The 19,649-nt window shown below is 67.6% G+C and carries 19 protein-coding genes and 1 riboswitch; of the genes, 9 read left to right on the top strand and 10 right to left on the bottom strand.

Translation table 11 applies throughout. From position 1 onward, the window contains the following. Positions 1-13 precede the first annotated feature (13 nt). Together AC5Y7E_RS06745 and AC5Y7E_RS06750 are read left to right on the top strand one after the other, a co-directional pair. Complete coding sequence (locus AC5Y7E_RS06745; RefSeq protein WP_499948331.1) at positions 14-832, top strand: exodeoxyribonuclease III; 819 nt, start codon at positions 14-16, stop codon at positions 830-832. Between the two features lie 118 nt (positions 833-950). Beyond that, a complete protein-coding gene (locus tag AC5Y7E_RS06750) occupies positions 951-1,397 on the top strand; it encodes a hypothetical protein (protein ID WP_499948077.1) in 447 nt (148 codons plus the stop codon). 13 nt (positions 1,398-1,410) lie between these two features. On the opposite strand, the gene AC5Y7E_RS06755 is transcribed toward AC5Y7E_RS06750, so the two are convergent. Continuing rightward, the gene (locus tag AC5Y7E_RS06755; RefSeq protein WP_499917951.1) at positions 1,411-1,686 is read right to left on the bottom strand and encodes an Rv1535 domain-containing protein; all 276 of its coding nucleotides are present in this window, start codon (positions 1,684-1,686) and stop codon (positions 1,411-1,413) included. A 63-nt stretch (positions 1,687-1,749) separates the two neighbouring features. Between AC5Y7E_RS06755 and AC5Y7E_RS06760 the strand changes: the two genes are divergently transcribed. Beyond that, positions 1,750-2,025, top strand: a complete 276-nt coding sequence (locus AC5Y7E_RS06760; protein ID WP_499918243.1) for a hypothetical protein — start codon at positions 1,750-1,752, stop codon at positions 2,023-2,025. 6 nt (positions 2,026-2,031) lie between these two features. Here AC5Y7E_RS06760 and AC5Y7E_RS06765 read toward each other — a convergent pair whose 3' ends face one another. From AC5Y7E_RS06765 to AC5Y7E_RS06775, 3 genes are all read right to left on the bottom strand, one after another. Then, entirely contained in the window at positions 2,032-5,901 is a 3,870-nt protein-coding gene (locus AC5Y7E_RS06765; RefSeq protein ID WP_499948079.1) for an ATP-binding protein, read from the bottom strand. Continuing rightward, positions 5,901-6,260, bottom strand: coding sequence for an STAS domain-containing protein (locus AC5Y7E_RS06770; protein ID WP_499948080.1), 360 nt, complete (start codon positions 6,258-6,260; stop codon positions 5,901-5,903). The genes AC5Y7E_RS06765 and AC5Y7E_RS06770 overlap by 1 nt, the downstream gene beginning before the upstream one ends. A 128-nt stretch (positions 6,261-6,388) precedes the next feature. Then, positions 6,389-7,096 (bottom strand): PAS and ANTAR domain-containing protein, encoded by a 708-nt coding sequence (locus AC5Y7E_RS06775; RefSeq protein WP_499948082.1) that lies wholly within the window; start codon positions 7,094-7,096, stop codon positions 6,389-6,391. A gap of 107 nt (positions 7,097-7,203) precedes the next feature. Further along, positions 7,204-7,314, top strand: a riboswitch (TPP riboswitch). Between AC5Y7E_RS06775 and thiC the strand changes: the two genes are divergently transcribed. From thiC to AC5Y7E_RS06800, 5 genes are all read left to right on the top strand, one after another. Beyond that, the gene (gene thiC / locus AC5Y7E_RS06780; RefSeq protein ID WP_499948084.1) at positions 7,306-8,985 is read left to right on the top strand and encodes a phosphomethylpyrimidine synthase ThiC; all 1,680 of its coding nucleotides are present in this window, start codon (positions 7,306-7,308) and stop codon (positions 8,983-8,985) included. Its footprint overlaps the riboswitch before it by 9 nt. A 40-nt stretch (positions 8,986-9,025) precedes the next feature. After that, positions 9,026-9,853: a bifunctional hydroxymethylpyrimidine kinase/phosphomethylpyrimidine kinase gene (gene thiD / locus AC5Y7E_RS06785; RefSeq protein ID WP_499917945.1), complete on the top strand. Its 828-nt coding sequence runs from the start codon at positions 9,026-9,028 to the stop codon at positions 9,851-9,853. Next, the gene (locus tag AC5Y7E_RS06790) at positions 9,850-10,473 is read left to right on the top strand and encodes an alpha/beta hydrolase family protein (protein WP_499948085.1); all 624 of its coding nucleotides are present in this window, start codon (positions 9,850-9,852) and stop codon (positions 10,471-10,473) included. Before thiD ends, AC5Y7E_RS06790 begins: the two co-directional genes overlap by 4 nt. Before the next feature lie 46 nt (positions 10,474-10,519). Further along, positions 10,520-10,954, top strand: coding sequence for a MarR family winged helix-turn-helix transcriptional regulator (locus AC5Y7E_RS06795; RefSeq protein WP_499948087.1), 435 nt, complete (start codon positions 10,520-10,522; stop codon positions 10,952-10,954). Between the two features lie 16 nt (positions 10,955-10,970). Continuing rightward, positions 10,971-11,846 (top strand): LLM class F420-dependent oxidoreductase, encoded by an 876-nt coding sequence (locus AC5Y7E_RS06800; RefSeq protein ID WP_499948088.1) that lies wholly within the window; start codon positions 10,971-10,973, stop codon positions 11,844-11,846. A gap of 16 nt (positions 11,847-11,862) precedes the next feature. Here the strand turns inward: AC5Y7E_RS06800 and AC5Y7E_RS06805 are convergent, their stop codons facing one another. From AC5Y7E_RS06805 to AC5Y7E_RS06830, 6 genes are all read right to left on the bottom strand, one after another. Next, a complete protein-coding gene (locus AC5Y7E_RS06805) occupies positions 11,863-13,308 on the bottom strand; it encodes a neutral zinc metallopeptidase (RefSeq protein WP_499948090.1) in 1,446 nt (481 codons plus the stop codon). Between the two features lie 112 nt (positions 13,309-13,420). Then, the gene (locus AC5Y7E_RS06810; protein WP_499948092.1) at positions 13,421-14,893 is read right to left on the bottom strand and encodes an HNH endonuclease signature motif containing protein; all 1,473 of its coding nucleotides are present in this window, start codon (positions 14,891-14,893) and stop codon (positions 13,421-13,423) included. An 82-nt stretch (positions 14,894-14,975) separates the two neighbouring features. Then, positions 14,976-16,445, bottom strand: a complete 1,470-nt coding sequence (locus AC5Y7E_RS06815) for a M28 family peptidase (RefSeq protein WP_499948094.1) — start codon at positions 16,443-16,445, stop codon at positions 14,976-14,978. Beyond that, complete coding sequence (locus AC5Y7E_RS06820) at positions 16,442-17,932, bottom strand: M28 family metallopeptidase (RefSeq protein WP_499948096.1); 1,491 nt, start codon at positions 17,930-17,932, stop codon at positions 16,442-16,444. The genes AC5Y7E_RS06815 and AC5Y7E_RS06820 overlap by 4 nt, the downstream gene beginning before the upstream one ends. A 53-nt stretch (positions 17,933-17,985) precedes the next feature. Next, positions 17,986-18,411, bottom strand: coding sequence for a DUF2752 domain-containing protein (locus AC5Y7E_RS06825; RefSeq protein ID WP_499917937.1), 426 nt, complete (start codon positions 18,409-18,411; stop codon positions 17,986-17,988). An 11-nt stretch (positions 18,412-18,422) separates the two neighbouring features. Next, positions 18,423-18,770 carry a CD225/dispanin family protein gene (locus AC5Y7E_RS06830; RefSeq protein ID WP_499917936.1) on the bottom strand — a complete coding sequence of 116 codons (348 nt, stop codon included), beginning with the start codon at positions 18,768-18,770 and terminating at the stop codon, positions 18,423-18,425. Positions 18,771-19,108: 338 nt separating this feature from the next. Between AC5Y7E_RS06830 and AC5Y7E_RS06835 the strand changes: the two genes are divergently transcribed. Beyond that, positions 19,109-19,639 carry a serine/threonine protein kinase gene (locus tag AC5Y7E_RS06835; RefSeq protein WP_499948098.1) on the top strand — a complete coding sequence of 177 codons (531 nt, stop codon included), beginning with the start codon at positions 19,109-19,111 and terminating at the stop codon, positions 19,637-19,639. Positions 19,640-19,649: the final 10 nt, after the last annotated feature.

A 19,649-nucleotide genomic window follows, 5' to 3' on the forward strand; every position in this document is an offset into this window, starting at 1 on the left:
CTTGCGATCGCCGCTGCGGCTTGCCACCTGGAACGTCAACTCGATTCGTTCCCGGCTGCCCCGCGTCATCGACTGGCTGGCCCGCGCCGACGTCGACGTGCTGGCCATGCAGGAGACCAAATGCTCCGACGGCCAGTTCCCCACCCTGCCGTTCTTCGAACTCGGCTACGAAGTGGCCCACGTCGGTTTCAACCAGTGGAATGGGGTGGCGATCGCCTCGCGCGTCGGCCTGGACGATGTGCAGATCGGATTCGACGGCCAGCCCGCCTGGAGCAGCAAGCCAGAAGTCGCGGCCACCGCGGAAGCCCGGGCTTTGGCCGCCACGTGCGGTGGCGTCCGGATGTGGAGCCTCTACGTTCCCAACGGCCGGTCCCTGGGCGATCCGCATTACACATACAAACTCGAATGGCTTGCCGCACTGCGCGATTCGGCGTCGGGCTGGTTGCGCGACGATCCCACCGCGGCGATCGCGCTGGCCGGTGACTGGAATATCGCCCCGCAGGACGACGACGTCTGGAGTATGGAGTTCTACACCGGCGCCACGCATGTCTCGGAGCCCGAACGCCGCGCCTTCCAAGCCATTGTCGAGGCGCAATTCGCCGATGTGGTGCGACCTTTCACGCCGGGTCCCGGTGTCTACACCTACTGGGACTACACCCAGTTGCGGTTTCCGAAGCGACAAGGCATGCGCATCGATTTCATCCTGGGCTCACCGGCTTTGGCGGGCCGCGTGATCGACGCGCAGATCGTCCGCGAAGAACGCAAAGGCAAGGCGGCCAGCGATCACGCGCCGGTGCTCATCGATGTGAGGCGCGCCGAGCCGAATCCCTGACGGCCGGGTTCAACCCCGCCTCACATCAAGCTCACGCAATTCTCATGCGGCTTCTCGTTGTCTGCGCGAAGACATGGTGGCAGGCTTTGAGGATTAGAAACAATGGCAGGGAGTCATCATGAGTGTCATCGGCGGAGCAGTCCGAGGCGTGAGTCAGGCGGTGAACCGCGCGGCGACCGCGACGACCGCGGCCGCCGGTGCCGTGGGCGGCGCGGCGGTCAACGGGGTCATCGGTGGCGTCACCGGAGCCGCGGAGGGCGTCAAGCGCGGCATGAGCAGCGGTAGCCACTCGGCGCCCGCGGCGGCGCTGGCCATCGGCGCGCTCGGCGTCGCCGGATTGGTCGAGTGGCCGCTGCTGCTGGCGGTCGGCGGCAGCGCTCTGCTGTTGCAGAAGTTGAGCCGGCACCAGGAGGGCGAAACCCGCGCCGTCAAGGCGAACCTCAAGGCGGTGCCCGCCCAGCCGGCGCCGCGCAAAGCGGCGCCCGCGAAAGCCCCCGCGAAGTCCACGGCCAAGAAGACGGCCGGACGCCGAGCGGGCACCACGAAATTGCGCAGCACCAACTAGCGCCCGCTGCCGATCAGCCGGTTGCCCGGCCGTACACCGCGGAGGCCGACTCCGGCAACGGCAGGCGCACCACGCGACCGTCGGAGTGGGCGGATGGATCCGGACAAATCGGGCCCCGAACCACCCGGGAGTGCGCCTTCGCGCCGCGGCGCGGCGCACGATCGTTGTGCCGGATCTCGACAACCCCGGCGCGCCACAACAGCGCATAGAGTTCGAGTAGCGGCACCCTCAGCACCGAAGCAAACGACGAAACTAGCGGATCGCCCCCGGTGCCGGTCATCGTCGACATAAGTCCGACGGTGGACGCGCGACCCAGCGAGATGGGAAACCCTTCGTTACCGAAAGGCAAATGATGGCGGAAAAGAAGTCGCGGCGCGGCACATCTCAGCGCGAGGCGGTGGCGAAGGTCCGCGAAGGTGAGACCTTCGCGGTGAACCTGCCCGCGATCGGCCAGGTGGAAATCCCCAGGCCAGAGCAGCTGGCCTACTTCGGTGGGCTGGCGGCCCTGGCCGCCCTCGAACTCATCGACTGGCCGGTGGCCCTGGTCGTCGCCGCCGGACACTTCCTGGCCAGCAACCACCACAACAAGCTGCTGGAAGAGCTCGGCGAGGCGATGGAGGAGGCCTAGAGCCGGTCAGCTCGCGGCTGAGCTTTCCGCGACCGCGTGGTCGAACCGCAAGGTGACCCGGGTGCCGGCCGGGGTGCGACGCGTTTCGACGTGGTCGGCCAGCCCGCTCATCAGGGTGAGGCCGCGCCCGCGGCGGCGGCTGCGCAGGCTGGCCGACGAATCGCCGACCCACCGGCCGGTGTCACTGACGGTGATCGCGACGGCGTCGTCTCGCAGGAAGGCCTCGATCGACACCGTCTCGCGTGGCTCGTTGCGGCTGCCGTGTTCGATCGCGTTGGTGACCGCCTCGCCGGTTGCCAACAGAATGTCGGTTTTGCGACCCGGCGCGACGACGATTGAGTCCAGCCAATCCCGCAGCTGGTGGCGCGCGACGGGGATCTGAGCGGGTGCGGCCGGCACCACGGTGGCGAAGCTGCCCGCGGCCGCGTGGCTTGGCCGCAGCGCGAGCACCACGACGTCGTCGCGGTAGCCGGACGGCGGGGCCATCCGGGCCAGCAGCTCCGCGCAGATCTGTTCCACGGGCAGGCCGACGCACTGCGCCGCGACCGCCCGCAGGCGGTCGAATCCGTCGTCGAGCGACTCGCCGGCCCGTTCCATGAGTCCGTCGGTGTAGAGCAGAATCAAACCGCCCGCCGGCAGCTCGGCCGTCGCGGTGTCACCGGGCGGTTGGTCCGACGCCCCGTGCACACCGTTTGCCTTCACCGACACCGGGGCACGCCGGCCGGACTCCAGGTAGACCGCGCGCCCGTCGGGTAGCACCAGCAGCGGATAGGGGTGTCCGGCGCAGCTGTAGCTAATGGTGGCAGCGCCGCCGCGGGCTTCGGTGTCGATCTGGGCGTACGCCACCGTCGCGCAGCGCGCTCCGGCGACGCTGGCGGCATATCGGTCCAGGGCGCCCAGCACCGCGTCCGGCTCGCCCGCGGTGAGCGCGGAGGCGGCGACCGCGGCACGCAGCCTGCTCATCACGATCGCCGCGGCCAGGCCGTGCCCGACCACATCACCGACCGATATCGCGATCCTGCCGGGGTGATCCAGCGGGGTGACCGAATACCAGTCACCGCCGACCCGCATCGCCTCCGCCGCCGGCTGATAGACGGCCGACACGACCGCGGCGGTGGAGCCGCGATCCAGCTCCAGCAGGTGCTCTTGGAAGTCGACGGCGATCTCGTGTTCGCGGGCCATCAGACGGACCCGGTCCAGGGCAGCGGAGGTGAGCTCGCCCATGCGGGCGAAGGCTTCGAGCTCGGCGGCGTCGAATTGGCGCGGCGCGGGCCACAGCAGCACCAGCACACCCAGGATGCGGTCGGAGCCATCCCGCAGCGGGTGGGCTACGCAGGCGCGGATGCTCGCGGCGCTGTCCTGCACGGCGTGCGCGTAGCGCGGTGGCAGCTCGAACGTGTCGGTGACGACCATCGGCTCACCGGTGCGCACGACATCGGCTCCGATCAGCGGGGCGTCGTGGGCGACGACGTGGTAGCGGTCGCGGATCTCCGAGGGCAGATCGCCGGCGTATTCGAAGCGCACGGACTGCTCGGAGTCGACGACTCCGATCGCGACCGCACCGGCGTCGCCCGAGCCGAAGGAGGAACCCAGCAGGGCGTCCATGATCTCGCCGACCGAGCCGGCGCCCTGCAGCGCCGAGTCGAGGTGCACCAGTTCGGCGGCCAGGCCCGATTGTGCCTCGCGACGCTGCCGGTCACGCTCGCGGCCGACGGCGGACAACCTCGACGCCAGCCGGTCGATCAGCTCTTGGGACCGGAACGGCTTGGGCAGATAGTCGTCGGCCCCGCCGGCGTAGCCCTCGTCGACGGCCTCGGCGCCGGCGCGGGCGGACAGCATCAGGATCGGCGTCGCGGCCAATTCCGGGTCGGCGCGTACGGCGGCGACGAAGCCGAAGCCGTCGAGCCCGGGCATCATCACGTCGGTGACGATCGCGTCCGGGCGTAACTTCCGGGTCGCGGCCAGCGCCGACTCGCCGTCGCCGACCAGAGCCGTCTCCCAGCGGGCCGACAACACCCGGTCCAGGTGCGCCCGCATGTCCGCGTTGTCGTCGGCTATCAGCACCAGTTGGCGGGTCCTCTCGGGCCCGGCGGCGACGGGTTCGGCGGCCGTCATCACCCACTGACTGGCCTCGGCGACATACGGATTGGTCGCATCGGGCCCGGCGTGCGACGGGCCGACGACCGCGCCCGACAGCGATCGCGGCACCCTGACGGTCACGGTGGTCCCGCGGTCCAACTCGCTGTCGATTTGCGTAGTGCCGCCGTGCAATTCGACCAGGCCCCGGACCAGAGACAAACCGATCCCGGTGCCCTCGACGCTGCGGCCACGAACGTTGTCGGCGCGGTAGAAGCGCTCGAACAACAGCTTTTGATCCTCGGCGCCGATGCCGACCCCGGTGTCGCGCACGGCGATCACGCAGTCCCCCGCCTCGGTTCGTACCTGCACCGAAATCGTGCCTTGCAGCGTGTATTTGACGGCATTGGACAGCAGGTTGAGAAGGATCGTCTCCCACATGCCCGGATCGACGTCGGCCAGGGCCGGCCCGCAGTCCAGCTCGAGCTCGAGCCCGGCCCGGTGACAAAGCTCCGTGAACGACGACGCGATCTGCGCGGTGAGCGCGCCGACGTCGGTGCGCACCAGCCTCGCGTTGCCCCGGCCGGCCTCGATGCGGGAGAAGTCGAGCAGCGAGTCGACCAGGCGCTGCAGCCGCCGCGCGTTGCGTCCGGCGGTGGTAAGCCGCTCCGCGAGCACGCTACCCGCTGCCGCGTCCGACAGCGCGTCGTCCAGCGGCCCCAGCAGCAGGGTCAGCGGGGTGCGGAACTCGTGGCTGACGTTGGTCAAGAATGCCGTCTTCGCCCGGTCCAGTTCGGCCAGCGCATCGGCTCGCTGCCGTTGCTGCTCGTAGGAGACGATCGAGGCGAATGCCGACGACAGCTGGTCGGCCAGCAGTTGGCAGAAGCCGCGGTACTGCGTGTCGAGGGGACAGCGCGGGTTCGTGCCGACGACCAAAGCCCCAGGCCTCGCCTGCCTACCCACCGGCAGCACCAGCGCGCTCTCGGGGCAGTCGTCGCCCAGGACTTCCTTGATGCGAGGAAACCTTGCCGCGATGTCGCCGATTTCTTGTACATCGCCCCGGGACCACGACGCCCGGTCCGAGTGGGTCAACCGCGCGAGCGAATCCGGCAGGAATGCCAGCGTCGAGGCTGTAGCGCCCCGCAGCATGGCGTCACCTTCGGGGCCGGCGACATAGACGGCGATCAACGGGAGATCCGCCGGTTGTGCCGCACATATCTCGACGGTCGCGTTCACCGCGTCATCAATGGTCTGGGTTTCCATCACTGCGGACGCGACGGCGTTGAGCACGTGCAGCCGCCGTTCCCCCATCACCCGCTCGGTGGTCTCGGTGACCGCACAGAAGATCCCGGAGACATCGCCGTTACCGGCGATCATCGGGCCGTAAGTGAAGGTGAAATACCGGTCTTGCCGTCGGCCTTCTATCACCATGGTCAGCAAGAGGTCGCGCGCCCACGTCGCCTCACCGGTTGCGACGACCCCGGCGAGCATCGGCGCGATGGAGTCCCAGATGTCCCACCACACCTCCCGTCCGCGCCGCCCCAGCGCGGCCGGATGCTTGTCGGCCAGAGCAGGTATGTAGGCATCGTTGTAGACGAGGAAGAGATCCTGCGGGCCCAGCCACAACACGATGGGAAACCGCGACGTCAACGCCGTCACCACCGCCACGCGAAACTCGGCCGGCCATTGTTGCGGCGGGCCCAGCGGATGACCGTCCCAGTCGAATTCAGCGAACCGCCGGCCCATCTCACCGCCCAGGGAAACAGCAGCGGCCAGGTCAGCCGGCAGTCGCGAATCCATCACTGTCGTCTTCGTTGCAACGCCGCGGAAAGCGTGGGGTAGATGTCGAAGACGCGGTCCAGTTCGGTGACCTGAATCGGTCGCAGCACCTGGTCGTGGTCGGCGACCAGGCGAACCGGCGTCCCGTCGGCTTTCCCGCCTTCGTGGCAGTCGAGCACAGCGTTCAGCGCAGCGCTTCCGAAGAACTCGACAGCCAACAAATCGACGACCACGGGTCGGACCGGCTGCGCCGACGCCAGCCCGAGCGCGTTGCTCAGCTGAGCGGCGAGCTCAGCGACGGTACTGGAGTCGACATCGCCTTTGACGCGCACGATCACTGCATCGTCGTGGGCCTCGTGTTCGACCGCCAACAACTTCATGCCTTTCGCCGCAGCCAACGTGAGGTCTGCAGCCGCGAAGCCCGCTGACGCGGCGGTATGCGCGGTCGCGCATCGCAGACCACCAGACATTATCCCCTACCCGAACTGCCCGTTTACCGATTGGCTGGTTACCCGCTGGGCTCGGGGGGGATCCTCTCGTGCACGGTCAGCAGCAGATGGTCGAATTGACCCTGCAGAGCGGCCGCCGGCGCGGGCAAGGTGGGCACCTCGGCAAGCAACTGCTTGGCCAGTGCGCGAAGTTTCATGTTGGTCTCCTGCGAGCGCCACTGCAGCACGCGGAACGCCTGCTCGGCGCTCACCCGGTAGACGAACATCAGCACGCCCTTGGCCTGTTCGATGGCCGCGCGGCTCTCGAACAGGTCCGGCAGCGCCTCGTCGAGCACTTCTTGCCTGGTCTCGTCGAAGGTGTTGGTGAGGTCGATGTAGTAACCCTCGGTGCCCAGCACGGCGCCCGACTCGTCGCGCATGCGGTCGGCGACGACGATGGCGTCGTGCACCGTGCCCGCGGTGTCGAGGAACCGGTGCCTGCTCGAGAACGACTCCTCGGACTGCAGCGCGTAGTCGAGCAGCTCCTGCACATGCGCGCGGTCGTCGGGATGCTTGTGCGACATCAGCAGTTTGGTCGTCGGCACGACCTCTCCCGGTTCGTAGCCGTGCATCCTGGCGACCTCGTCCGACCACTCCCAGCGCTGACCCACGAACCAGAAGCGGAACGCGCCGACGTTCAGGTATCCGGGGGCGGGCTCGACGGGATCGGAAAACCGCGCGCCGTCCCCGTTGGATGACGATTCCCCTGTTCGCCTGCGCTGTTGCACGTTTGCATTTTTCCACTACGGGAATGCCCTCGGCTACCGCCCCGGCGGAAATGGCCGTCGATCGTGCCACGCGGTGTCTTGTGGGGGTAACGTCGCGTGCGGACCCATCCATACGACGCGGGAGCGCACGCCGAGTGCGCTGAGAGGACGGCTCGGGGCCGTCGACCGTACGAACCTGACCGGGTAATGCCGGCGTAGGGAGATGAAAAATGACTGATGTCCTTTCCGGAACTGCGTCGGGCACCGCTTCGCCCAGTGTTGAGCCGGCCGTGACCACGGGCCCGATCGCGGGCAGCAGCAAGGCCTACCGCGAGATCGCCGGCCCGGACGGGGTCACCCTGCGGGTGCCGCTGCGGCGCGTGCACCTGTCGACCGGCGACGACTTCGACCTGTACGACACCTCGGGCCCGTACACCGATCCGGACGCGTCGATCGATCTGACGGCCGGGCTGCCGGCGCGGCCTGGGGTGGTCCGCGATCGCGGCACCCAGCTGCAGCGCGCCCGCGCCGGCGAGATCACCGCCGAGATGGCTTACATCGCCGCCCGCGAGGGCATGCCCGCCGAGCTGGTTCGCGACGAGGTCGCGCGGGGCCGCGCGGTGATCCCGGCCAACCACAACCACCCCGAGATCGAGCCGATGATCATCGGCAAGGCGTTTGCAACCAAGGTGAACGCAAACATCGGCAACTCGGCGGTGACGTCGTCGATCGCCGAGGAGGTCGACAAGATGGTGTGGGCCACCCGGTGGGGCGCCGACACCATCATGGACCTGTCCACCGGCAAGAACATCCATGAAACTCGTGAGTGGATCCTGCGAAACTCCCCGGTGCCGGTCGGCACGGTGCCGATCTACCAGGCCCTGGAGAAGACCAAGGGTGACCCGACCGAGCTCACCTGGGAGCTCTACCGCGACACCGTGATCGAGCAGTGCGAGCAGGGCGTCGACTACATGACCGTGCACGCCGGCGTCCTGTTGCGCTATGTGCCGCTGACCGCCAAGCGGGTCACCGGCATCGTCTCGCGCGGTGGTTCGATCATGGCGGCCTGGTGCCTGGCGCATCATCGGGAGTCGTTCCTGTACACCAACTTCGACGAGCTTTGCGAGATCTTCGCCCGCTACGACGTCACCTTCTCCCTCGGCGACGGCCTGCGGCCGGGATCGATCGCCGACGCCAACGATGCGGCGCAGTTCGCCGAGCTGCGCACCCTGGGCGAGTTGACGAAGATCGCGAAATCCCATGGCGTGCAAGTGATGATCGAGGGGCCGGGGCACGTCCCGATGCACAAGATCGTCGAGAACGTGCGCCTGGAAGAGGAGTGGTGTGAGGAGGCCCCGTTCTACACGCTGGGCCCGCTCGCCACCGACATCGCGCCGGCCTACGACCACATCACGTCGGCGATCGGCGCGGCCATCATCGCCCAGGCCGGCACCGCGATGCTCTGCTACGTCACCCCCAAGGAACACCTGGGGCTGCCGGACCGCAAAGACGTCAAGGACGGCGTCATCGCCTACAAGATCGCCGCGCACGCAGGCGATCTGGCCAAGGGGCACCCCCACGCGCAGGAACGCGACAACGCATTGAGCACGGCGCGCTTCGAGTTCCGGTGGAACGACCAGTTCGCGCTGTCGCTCGACCCGGACACCGCGCGGGAGTACCACGACGAGACGCTTCCCGCCGAACCCGCCAAGACCGCGCACTTCTGCTCGATGTGTGGGCCCAAGTTCTGCTCGATGCGTATCACCCAGGATGTCCGCGACTACGCCGCCAAGCACGGCCTGGACAGCGAGGAAGCGATCGAGGCGGCCATGTCCGAGGGCATGGCGGAGAAGTCGCGTGAGTTCGCCGAGCACGGCAACCGGGTGTATCTACCGCTGGCCCAGCAGTGATCGCAAGCGCGGGTATAGCGGGTCGCCACCATTTAGCCCAGTGACGTTCCTGCCGCTGCCCGCTCCGGGCACGACGCCGCGGCGGGTGCTGTCCATCGCCGGGTCGGACTCCGGGGGCGGCGCCGGCATCGAAGCCGACATGCGCACGATGGCTCTGCTGGGTGTGCACGCGTGCGTCGCGGTCACCGCGGTCACCGTGCAGAACACGTTGGGAGTGCAGAGCTTTCACGAGGTGCCCGGCGACGTCGTCGCCGGACAGATCGAGGCCGTGGTCGGTGACATCGGCATTCAATCCGCCAAGACCGGGATGCTGGCGTCGCCGCGGATCATCGACACCGTGGCCACCACCTGGACCCGGCTCGGGTTGACGGTTCCGCTCGTCGTGGACCCGGTGGCGGCCTCCATGCACGGCGATGCGCTGATGGCACCCGCCGCCCTGGATTCGCTTCGCAGTCAACTGTTTCCGTTGGCGACGCTGGTGACACCGAACCTCGACGAGGTGCGGCTGCTGGTCGGCATCGACGTGGTTGACCCGGTGTCGCAGCGGGCGGCGGCTGAGGCGCTGCATGCGCTGGGCCCGCAATGGGTGCTGGTCAAGGGCGGTCACCTGCGGTCATCGAATCGCAGCTGCGACCTGCTCTATGACGGCGCCGATTTCCACGAGTTCGACACCCAGCGAATCGCCACGGGTAACGACCACGGCGGTGGCGACACGCTCGCCAGCGCCGTCGCGTGCGCACTGGCGCACGAGTTCACCGTGCCGGACGCCGTCGGGTTCGGGAAGCGTTGGGTTACTGAGTCTTTGCGCGCCGCCTATCCCCTGGGCCATGGCCATGGCCCCGTCTCCCCGTTGTTTCGGCTGTCATGAATTTGGATCAGATCGCGGGCATCGCGCACGAACCGGACGGTGCCCCCAAGGGCGTGGTCGTCCTGACCCACGGCGCCGGCGGTAATCGCGATGCGATTCTGCTGCAACAGGTTTGCGACGAGTGGGCGCGGCGCGGCTGGCTGGCGGTGCGCTACAACCTGCCCTACCGGCGCCGCCGGCCCACCGGCCCGCCGTCGGGCTCGGCCGCCACCGACCGGGCCGGCATCGTCGAGGCGATCACGCTGTGCCGCGGCATTGCCGGCGGCCCGGTGATCGCCGGTGGGCATTCCTATGGCGGTCGGCAGACGTCCATGGTGGTTGCGGCCGGGGAGGCCGTGGTGGATGCGCTGACGCTGTTCTCCTATCCGGTGCATCCCCCGGGCAAACCCGAACGCGCCCGCACCGAACACCTGCCCGACATCACGGTGCCGACGGTGTTCACGCACGGCACATCCGACCCGTTCGGCACTCCCGACGAATTGCGTGCCGCCGCCGCGCTGATCACCGGGACGACCGCCGTCGTCGAGATCGCCAGTGCCCGACACGATCTGCGATCGAAGACGTTGAACGTCCCGGCGTTGGCCGTCGATGCCGCCCTGCAGCTGCTGGGGCGGCATTAGACAGCTGAAGCTGGACAGTTTCAACTGTCTAGATTAGGGTGGTGGCGTGGATGGCATCAGCGACTCCGCGGTGGCGGCGGCGCGCGACATCAGGGTGGTGTTCAGCCGGCTACGGCGCCGGCTGAAGGGCATCGCGACCGATGGTCTGACGCCTTCACAGACCGCGGTGCTCACCCGGCTCTGGAAAGAGGGGCCGTCGTCGGCCAGCGTATTGGCCGGCGCCGAACAGGTGCGCCCGCAGTCGATGGCCACCATCCTGGCCGCCCTGGGCCAACGCGGGCTCATTGAGCGCACACCGGATCCGAATGACGGTAGGCGCCAGATTGTTTCGCTGACCCCTGCGGGCAAGCGGCGCGCCGAAAGCGACCGGCGCGCCCGCGAGGAGTGGTTGGCCTGCGCCATCCAGGAGCGCTACACCGAGGCAGAGCGGCGCGTCATCGTCGACGCGCTGTCGCTACTCGAGCGCTTGACCGAGCAATGAAAGGACAGGTGCCACAATGCAAGTAGGACTGCACTTCATCGACTTTCTACCCGGAGACCCAGCAAGGCTGGGCCCGACGCTGGCCGACGCGGCCAAGGCCGCCGAGCAGGGCGGCGCCACCCTGTTCACCCTCGCCGACCACCTCTTCCAGATGGAAGAGCTTGCGCCCGCGCAGAATCCATTCCTAGAGGGCTACACATCACTGGGCTTCCTGGCCGGCCAGACCACGACGATCGACCTGGCCCTGCTGGTCACCGGCGTGACCTATCGCTATCCCGGTTTGTTGGCCAAGGCTGTCACCACCCTGGACGTGCTGTCGCACGGCCGGTCGATGCTGGGTCTGGGCGCGGCCTGGTACGAACGCGAGCACACCGCGCTGGGCATTCCGTATCCGCCACTGAGCGCCCGCTTCGAAATGCTGGAAGAGACGCTGCAGATCTGCCGGCAGATGTGGAGTGCGGACGACGGGCCCTACACCGGCACGCACTACCGGCTGGACGAGACAATCTGTGAGCCGCAACCGATTCGGCGACCCCCGATCCTGATCGGCGGTGACGGCGAGAAGAAGACGCTGCGCCTGGTCGCGCAGTACGCCGACATCTGGAACAGCATGTCGAACGATGTCGAGGAGCTCCAGCACAAGATCGAGGTGCTGAACCGGCACTGCGACGCGGTGGGCAGGGATCCTGGTGAGGTCCGCAGGACGTCCGGTGGCCTGGCCGGTGCCGACCCCTTCGACAACACGGACGAATTCTTGAAGATCGTCGAACGCTACGCCGCGCTGGGTGTCGACATGATCAACATCGGCCCGATGCCCGGCACTCCGGATCCGGTCGGGTTCGTCCGCCGCCTGGGCGACGAGGTGATTCCGCGGATCGCCGAAATAGGCTGACGGCGTTCGGTATTCGTCATCCGGGGTAGCGGGAATAGCAGGCGTCCGCGTTGCCGGTCACGCCGCCGCGGAACGCCGCGATCCGAGTGAAACCGGCCGGCACGCTGGTGCCGTCGGCGTCGCTGGCGACCAGATGGTTCGTGAGCAGACCGGCGACCGCCTCGTCCAGATCTCCTGCGGTGAGCAGCAATTGGTTGTGCGAGGGGAGGTCGATCGGCTCGGCCATCTTGCGATGCGCCACACCGGTCAGGCATGCGGTCCGCAGCGCGGTCCATGGGCTCTGCATCGCCAGACCGCGCTCGTGCTGCACCGCCAGCGCGTATCTCGACATCACGACGGACAGCGCGGTGTCGTCGCCTTGCGGCAGGGTGTGTTGCTTCTCGTCGGCGACCGCGCCCATTTCGGCGAGCCCGGGCAGGTCGACCACGATCGTGTTGGTGCTCGGACAGTAGGACGCCGGCGGCGTCGCCTTGGCGTCCGGGCAATCGGCCGGCTGGTAGGACAGCGCCGGCGGATTCGTCGGAGCGAAGATCTTTCCCAGCAGGTCCATCAGATTCGACAAGGTGTCCTTGTTGATCGGCACCTCACCGGTCTCCGCCGCCCCGGAGTTGTCGACCCGCAAGGCGTTTGGCAAATCGCCGCGGCGCTTCTCGATTTCGTTGCGGTTGATGGCCGCGCAGGCCGAGGCGCCGTTGAGGAAACCCATCTGGAAGGCGCTGACGCGGTCCAGGGCCGAGCCGTGCGCGTCGTCGTTCTGCGTCTCGCTGTCCATCACCGGGTCACGGGTGGTGATGATGCCCGCCAGCACGTGGTCGAGCCCGTCGGCGGTGCTCAGCGTGAAGCGCGGCGACTTGCCGTCGGCGACCCAGTACAGATAGACACCCGCGAAGCAGTCGGCCTGCTGTTCGCGGACGATGGTCGCGTCCCGTCTGGTCACCAGCTTCGCCATCTGCTGCAGCGCGTGGCCGAATTCGTGCGCCAGCACACCGGTGACGGACATGTCGCCGAAGTACTTCTGCGCGATGGGCATGAATACGCCGCGGTCCCAAGCGATCAGGTTGCATCGGCCGGTGTAGAACGCGTTGACGAGCTTGTAGGTGTCGTTGTTGCACACGATCGGGCTGCGCGGATCGCTCGAGTTGTACGACACCATCTTGCTGACCGGAACGAACTTGCCCTTCAGCGATTGGTCGTACACCGACTGCCAGTAGTCCTCGATGTCGTTGACCGACAGCAGCGCCAAGGTGTCGATGGGCCCGTTGTCGGTGTTGAGCACCTTGCCGTTGGGACTGGGTGCGTTCGAACGGGTTCCGCTGGGCCCGTTGGTCGCGGGCAGACCACCCACCAGAAAGGGGTCGTTGAGCATCGACAGCGCGCGCCCGCCGACGAATGTCGTGCATCCGGCGACCACGAGCACCGCCGCCGCCCACACAACTGCCGACCTGAGCGCATGCCTATTCATGACCAACCTCATCCCGACCGGCTACAGGGCAGCATCAAGGAAACTCATCCTAGAGGCATTGACCCTACACGGCAGCACAAATCGAGGGACCCAGCAAACTTGCGGCAAGGCACTAGAAAGGCGGTGGCTCGCCGTCGCCTTCGGCCGGCGGGGCGGGGCCGAGGCACGCGGCCTCGCGCTCTCGACGTTCCGGTTGGCGGGCATGGTGGTTTTGCCGCCGCTCGGCGGCGATGCGTGCGGCCCGGTTTTGGGCGCGGGTGCGCTCGCGTCGGGGCATCATGGCGGCGCGGTCGGCGCAAGGGTCTGGTCTTTGCGGGGCTGGTGCGGGCGCGACGCCGGTGGCCGTGCACAGCTGGGGAAACAACAGCGCGCTACCCGGAGCGGTGACGTAGGTGTGCCCGTCGGGCAGGTCCCAAATCACGGTGCCGTCGGGCAGCTGCCGGTCGCGCCAGCCCCAGAACGTCTTCATCAGATGGTGAAGACGGCACAGCGCCTTGAGGTTCGAGGCGTGCGTCGCGCCGCCGTCGGCGTAAGGGACCGTATGGTCGAGGTCGCATTCGGTGGCCGCACGATCGCAGCCCGGCGCCCGGCACGTCAGATCCCGGCAGCGCACGAAGTCGGCCAGCGCGGCCGAGGGGGCGTAGCGGGGTTCGGCGCCTGTCGGCGTCGTCAGTGGTACCTGCCGCGCCGACTTGGCCAGCTCGGTGAGCACCTCTGCCGGGATGAGTCCCTCGACGCCGGGCAGGGCACCAGGCGTCGATACCCTGCCCTCCACGCTGGCCTGCTCAGCGATCACGTGGATCACGACATTGCTCTTGGGCTTGCTCACGCTCGGCTCACCCGCAGCACACTCGGCACGCCCGCAGCCGCACACCAGCCGCGAACTTCCGGCGGCCAACGCCCCCAACGCATCCGCGCGCCGCTGCGCGGCGGTGCGCGGATCGGCCTGGCACACCGTGGCGGCCAATTGGTCGAGTCGCCGGTCCAGCGCTAGGCCGTCGGGGCCAAAGACACTGCCCTCCACATACGCCATCCCCGACTCATTGGCCAAGACATCCACATAGCGGTCGGCGACCGCGTCCTTGGCGCGGCGCACCGCATCGGCGTCCACCAATGCCACGACCCGATCCACCGCCGCGGCCAACCCACCCTTGGTCAGCGAGGGACGCCGCGACAGCAGCACCGCCAACCGCGCGTCGACCCGAGCCAACACCTCGGCATCGGTGATCAGATCGGTGCGAAACACGATCGTTTGAAACGCCCGGTAGTCGATGTCGCCGTTCTGAAAAACCTTGCCCACCTGGGACAGCCGCTCCCGCATCGCCATGGCGTAGCGCAAGTAACTGTGGCCCATCGCCACACTGCACCCCAACGCCGCGCCCAACTGCGCAGCCACCGCATCCCACGCGTCCGCCGACCACTCCGCGCGCTCCCCCGACTCGCGGCAGCGCAATACCAGCAAGTCGCCGGCGGCCACCAGTCGCTCGGCGGCCGCCCGTGCCTCCGCGCGCCCCGCCTCACGCACCCGGTCGAGCAGCGCGGCCGACTCCGGGGTCTCCCGCGAGGCATACCACCATTCGAACATAGGTTCGATACTAGCGCGATCTACTGACTCAAACTATTTGGCAGGGTCGCGGCTTGTGGATAAATGCCGCGGCCGGAAGCCGTCAGGGCACGCGTGTGCGATGCCTCTTGTTGTGCGGCGGCACACCGTTGATCCCACCGATCGACTCCGCGTAGCTGCCGACGGCGAACCCGACGCCAGAACCCATGACCGCCAACGCATCCCGGTTGATGTTGTCGACGGTGTCTCGAGGGCTCTGGAAGTTCGGATCGAACGCCACGCCGGCCTGTCCGCCCCATAACCGGGCCTGGATGGGAGTTTTCGGCTGCGAAGCTCCGGTGGTCATGCCCCCGACGGGCACGCCCGCAACCATGAAGGGGTGGTAGTCGGCCCTGGTGTCCAACGGCATGTCCGCGGGCCGCTTGCCGGCGAGGTTCAGATAACCGGCAAGCGTGCGTTCGATGCCGGCCGAGCCTTCGGGCACATCCGCGGCCGAGACGCCGGGTCCGGGTGGCCCGGACTGATCGCCGTCGTCGGTGAAGAATCCGGCGTTGGGCGAACCCAGCATGGTGAAGTTCAAGTACAGCGCGATGTCATTGAGTTGCTCACGGTCCATGCCGAAGACGTAATCCATGACGCCGTTGCGCCCGTCCTCGTCGGCACCCCAGAACACGAACCGGACCGCGTTGTTCACCGGCGCCAGCGGGCCCAGTCGCAGCGCCGTCTCCAGCACGGCGGCCACCCCGGAGCCGTCGTCGTTGATCCCGGGTCCGGCGCGCGAAGCGTCCAGATGCGCACCCACTACGACGACGTCGTTGGCCGACCCGGACTTGGTCTGCGCCACGACGTTTCGGGAGGTGATCTTGACGTTCTGCGCATCCAGCACCAGCCGTACCGGTGCGGTCGCGCCCGTCAGCGCGGCGGCGCCGGAGGATCCCAGCACGGCGACCGGCACGGTCAACTGTTTGAAGTAGCCGGTGGTGAACAAAGTGGGTGGAGCTCCGCGCCCGGTCGGGGAGCTGAGCACTATCACCGCACTCGCACCCCTGGCCACCGCGCTGTTCTGTTTGTCGACCACCGAGCACTGGGCGTCGTCGACCACGGCGATCGCCCCCTTGGGCACCACGGCCGGGTAATCGCTGGCCCGGCAACCCGACGGCTGCGCCGGACGGATCGGCTGCCCGGTCAGTCCGCCGGGCGGGGTCTGTACCAGCAGCGAGGCCTGGTCGACGGGATAGGTGCGGCCGGCAACGGTCACCGCCGGCTTGCCCAACGAGACGGTGTAGAGCCGGTCGAACTGCGGCGTCTGAACGTCGAAACCCCTGTCGCGCAAGGCTTTAGCGACGTAGTCCACGCTCGCGTCAAAACCCGGCGTGCCGTCCGCGCGGTTGCCGCCGTTGGCGTTGGCGATGTCCTGCAACGCACGCAGGTGCGTCAGCATGCCCTCGGCAGTCACCTTCTTGGCCAGGCTGTGCCCCAGGTCCGGTGTCGCTGTCGGCAGCGCCAGCCGCGTCGACGAACAACCGGCCACCATCGCGATCGACAGCAGAGTCGCGCCCAGCCGGGAAATCATGACTTGACGAGCACGTGCCGGGTGCGGTCCGCCATCGCGGGAACGCCGTTGTGGCCACCGAGGTCTTGCGCGTAGAGACCGATCGCGTAAGCCACACCGCCGCCGTTTATCCCCAACGCGGTGCGGTCGACGTGGTCGAAGGTGTCGGTTTTCTGGTGGTAATTGGGGTCGAACGGTTGATCGGCCGTCCCGCCCCACAACTTGGCCTGATCCGCGGACATCTTGCCCTCGGCGCCCGAGAACAGGCCGCCGGCGGGAATCCCGGCCAGCGTGAATCCGTCGTAGTCAGACCGGCCGTCGAACGAGGTGTCCTGCGCCGTCTTTCCGGCCGCCTTCAGGTAAGCGACCAGCGTCCGCTCGATGCCTGCCGAACCCTCCGGCACCACCGGCTGGCCACGAGCGTCCAGCGGCAGCGACTGGTCGCCGTCGTAGGTGAAATAGCCGGGGTTCGGCGACGCGAGCATGTCGAAGTTCAGGTACAGCGCAATGTTTTTCAGCGCCGTCAGATCCAGGGACTCGACATAGTTGCGCGACCCGATCAACCCGAGTTCCTCGGCGCCCCAGAAGCCGAACCGCAGCGCGTTGTGCACCGGCGGCGAACTCCCCAGCCGCACAGCTGTTTCCAGCACAGCAGCGACACCCGATCCGTTGTCGTTGATGCCCGGCCCCTCCGGCACGCTGTCCAGATGCGCCCCCGCCATCACCACGTCGGTCGCCGATCCGGTTTTGGTCTGCGCAATCACGTTGCGCGCCCGGAAGCTTTGGGCGGTGGCATTGAGCTTGATCGTGGTGGGTCCCGGTTGCCCGCGCAGCTGCAGCCCCACCGATCGGGTCACGCTCAGCACCGGAATCTTCACGTCAGTGGTTGGCCCCAGCGTGCCGCCCATCTGTTGTTCGTCGACGTTGTCGGCGATGATCATCGCCACGGCGCCACGCTGTGCCGCGGCCTCTTCCTTCTGAGCGAACGGGCAGGTGCCGCGATCGACCAGCACCACCGCGCCGCGCACCGGCAAGTTGGCGTAATCGGAGGCCGCGCAACCGAGGTTGTTCGCCGGCGCGGCGACCAGCGGCCCGGTCACGCCGTCCGGCGCGGTGCCCAGGCTGAAGTCCAGCGCGTGCGCCTCCACCGGCTTGCCGCCGACGGTGACGTCCGGCTTGTCGCCGTGAAACACTCGCGCCGAGAACTCGGGGGTCTGCACGTCAAACCCACTGCCGCGCAGAACTTTAACCACGTAGTCGACGCTGGCCTCATATCCGGGTGTGCCCACCGCCCGGGTGCCGTTGTTGGCGTTGGCGATGTCTTGCAGCTTGGACAGGTGTGCCATCATCGCGTCCGTCGTGACCTTGTCGCGCAATGCGGAGGCGAATTCGCCCGCGGCGGGATGTGTTTGCTGCGAGTCAGACGACCGATGGAAGCAGCCGGTCGACAATGCGGTCAGGGCGACCACGGCGAGCAACGCCGGAATCGTCGTGGATTTGTTCACCATCGCGCCCCAGGTTAGACCGCGGCCCAGGCGGCCGGGTTCAGGACACGGCGGTATCAGACATACAGCGCGCTGAAGGGCGAAACGGGGATGTTGCGCACCACGAACCAGGCCAGCACCAACGACAGCGTCACGACGGCCGCCCAACGTCGGTGCTGCCAACTGCGGACCCGCCGGCCCACCACGCGGCCGTAGGTCCAGGACACATACGCCCACACCAACAGCGCGACAGCCGCCAGGCCCAATGCGTTGAACCTGGCGGCCGCCAACAGATTGCCGTGCATGAGCGAATACACCATGCGCAAGCTGCCGCACCCTGGACAGTCGATACCCAGCAACGCCTTGGTGGGGCATACGGGCAGCGGGCCGTTCGGGGTGGTCGGATCGCCCGCCCAGATGGCGGCGCACATCAGCGTCGTGGATGCCGCCACCACCAGTGGTGCACCCAGATTCGCGTGCGCCGCCCCCCAGCGGGTCACCATGATCCGAGTCTTTAGAACATCGCGGCGAGTGCCGCGTTGGTGTTCGTGTTCAGCGCACCGATCGCCAGCAAGATGCCGTAGATGATGCCTGCGACGACGCCGATGACCACGGACCAGATCACCCATCGCTTGGCGCTCTCGGCGGACGCCTGCGCCTCCGCATAGCGTCCCTGCGCCCACAAACCATTGACCTGGCTCGACTTGACGATCGCCACGATTCCGAAGGGAAGACAGCAGAACAGGGTCGCCAGAATCGACCACACCAGATAGTTATTCGGCGCTTGGCCGGCCGGCGGCTGCGGCGGATAACCCGGAGACGGCGGCGGATAGTCGGGCGGCGGAGGAGGGGGCTGTGTCATGGATTCTCCAGTCAAGAGAAGTTAGCTGACGTAAAGCGGTGCTAACCATACCCGAGCGGGCTCTGATCGGCACCAGCAATGAAAAAATCTTGGTTTAGTCCGCCCCGCGCACGACGCGCCGGCAAGGCCCCCGCCTCGCCAAAAGTCTGAAATACCGCGGCGCCTCAACATAATTCGAGATTCCGCGCGCCGACGGGCGTGTCATCACCGTCTGCCTGGTCGTCCGGGGGTTGAGCCGAGGAAGGATGCCCACACAGACAATTGCCAACGGAATGTGTTGCTTTACCGCGACATAGCCCTACTATCCGTGTTTAGAAGCGGCCGTTAAGGAGCCATTCATGTCTGAGTTCAGCAACGCGCTGAGGGCGGCGATCTTAACGACACTCACCGCGGGTTTGGCCTTAGCGGGCGGCGCCCCAGCGAGCGCGGATCCCGCGACCACCGGGAGCTCTTCGGATATCAATGCGCTTGCGGCCTCGCTGTCGAAGGGCTACGGCCTGAACAACTGCACCGCCCAGAACATCGACCGCAGCACACAACTGGCCGTGCTCACGTGCGGGCAGAGCCCCGATCCGCGCGGACCGGCGCAGGCCAAGTACGTCCTGTTCACCAATGCCGACCATCTGGCCACCTCGTTCAGGGCCACCATCAACGAGGACGTGCTCAGCCCCTGCGGGGACGCCCACCAGTCGCCCTCGAGCTGGCACAAGGACGGCTCGACCGCCAGCGCCGGTCAGGCGGCCTGCGGCACCTATCGAAACGGCGCCGAGATCATCTGGACCACGGACGCAACGAACACATTGAGTTACCTGCGCGCGTCCAACACCGACGTTGCGGCGCTTTACCAGTGGTGGCGTGCAAACGGGTGACGCTCCCGCT

The organism is Mycobacterium sp. NGS17 (assembly GCF_059813205.1).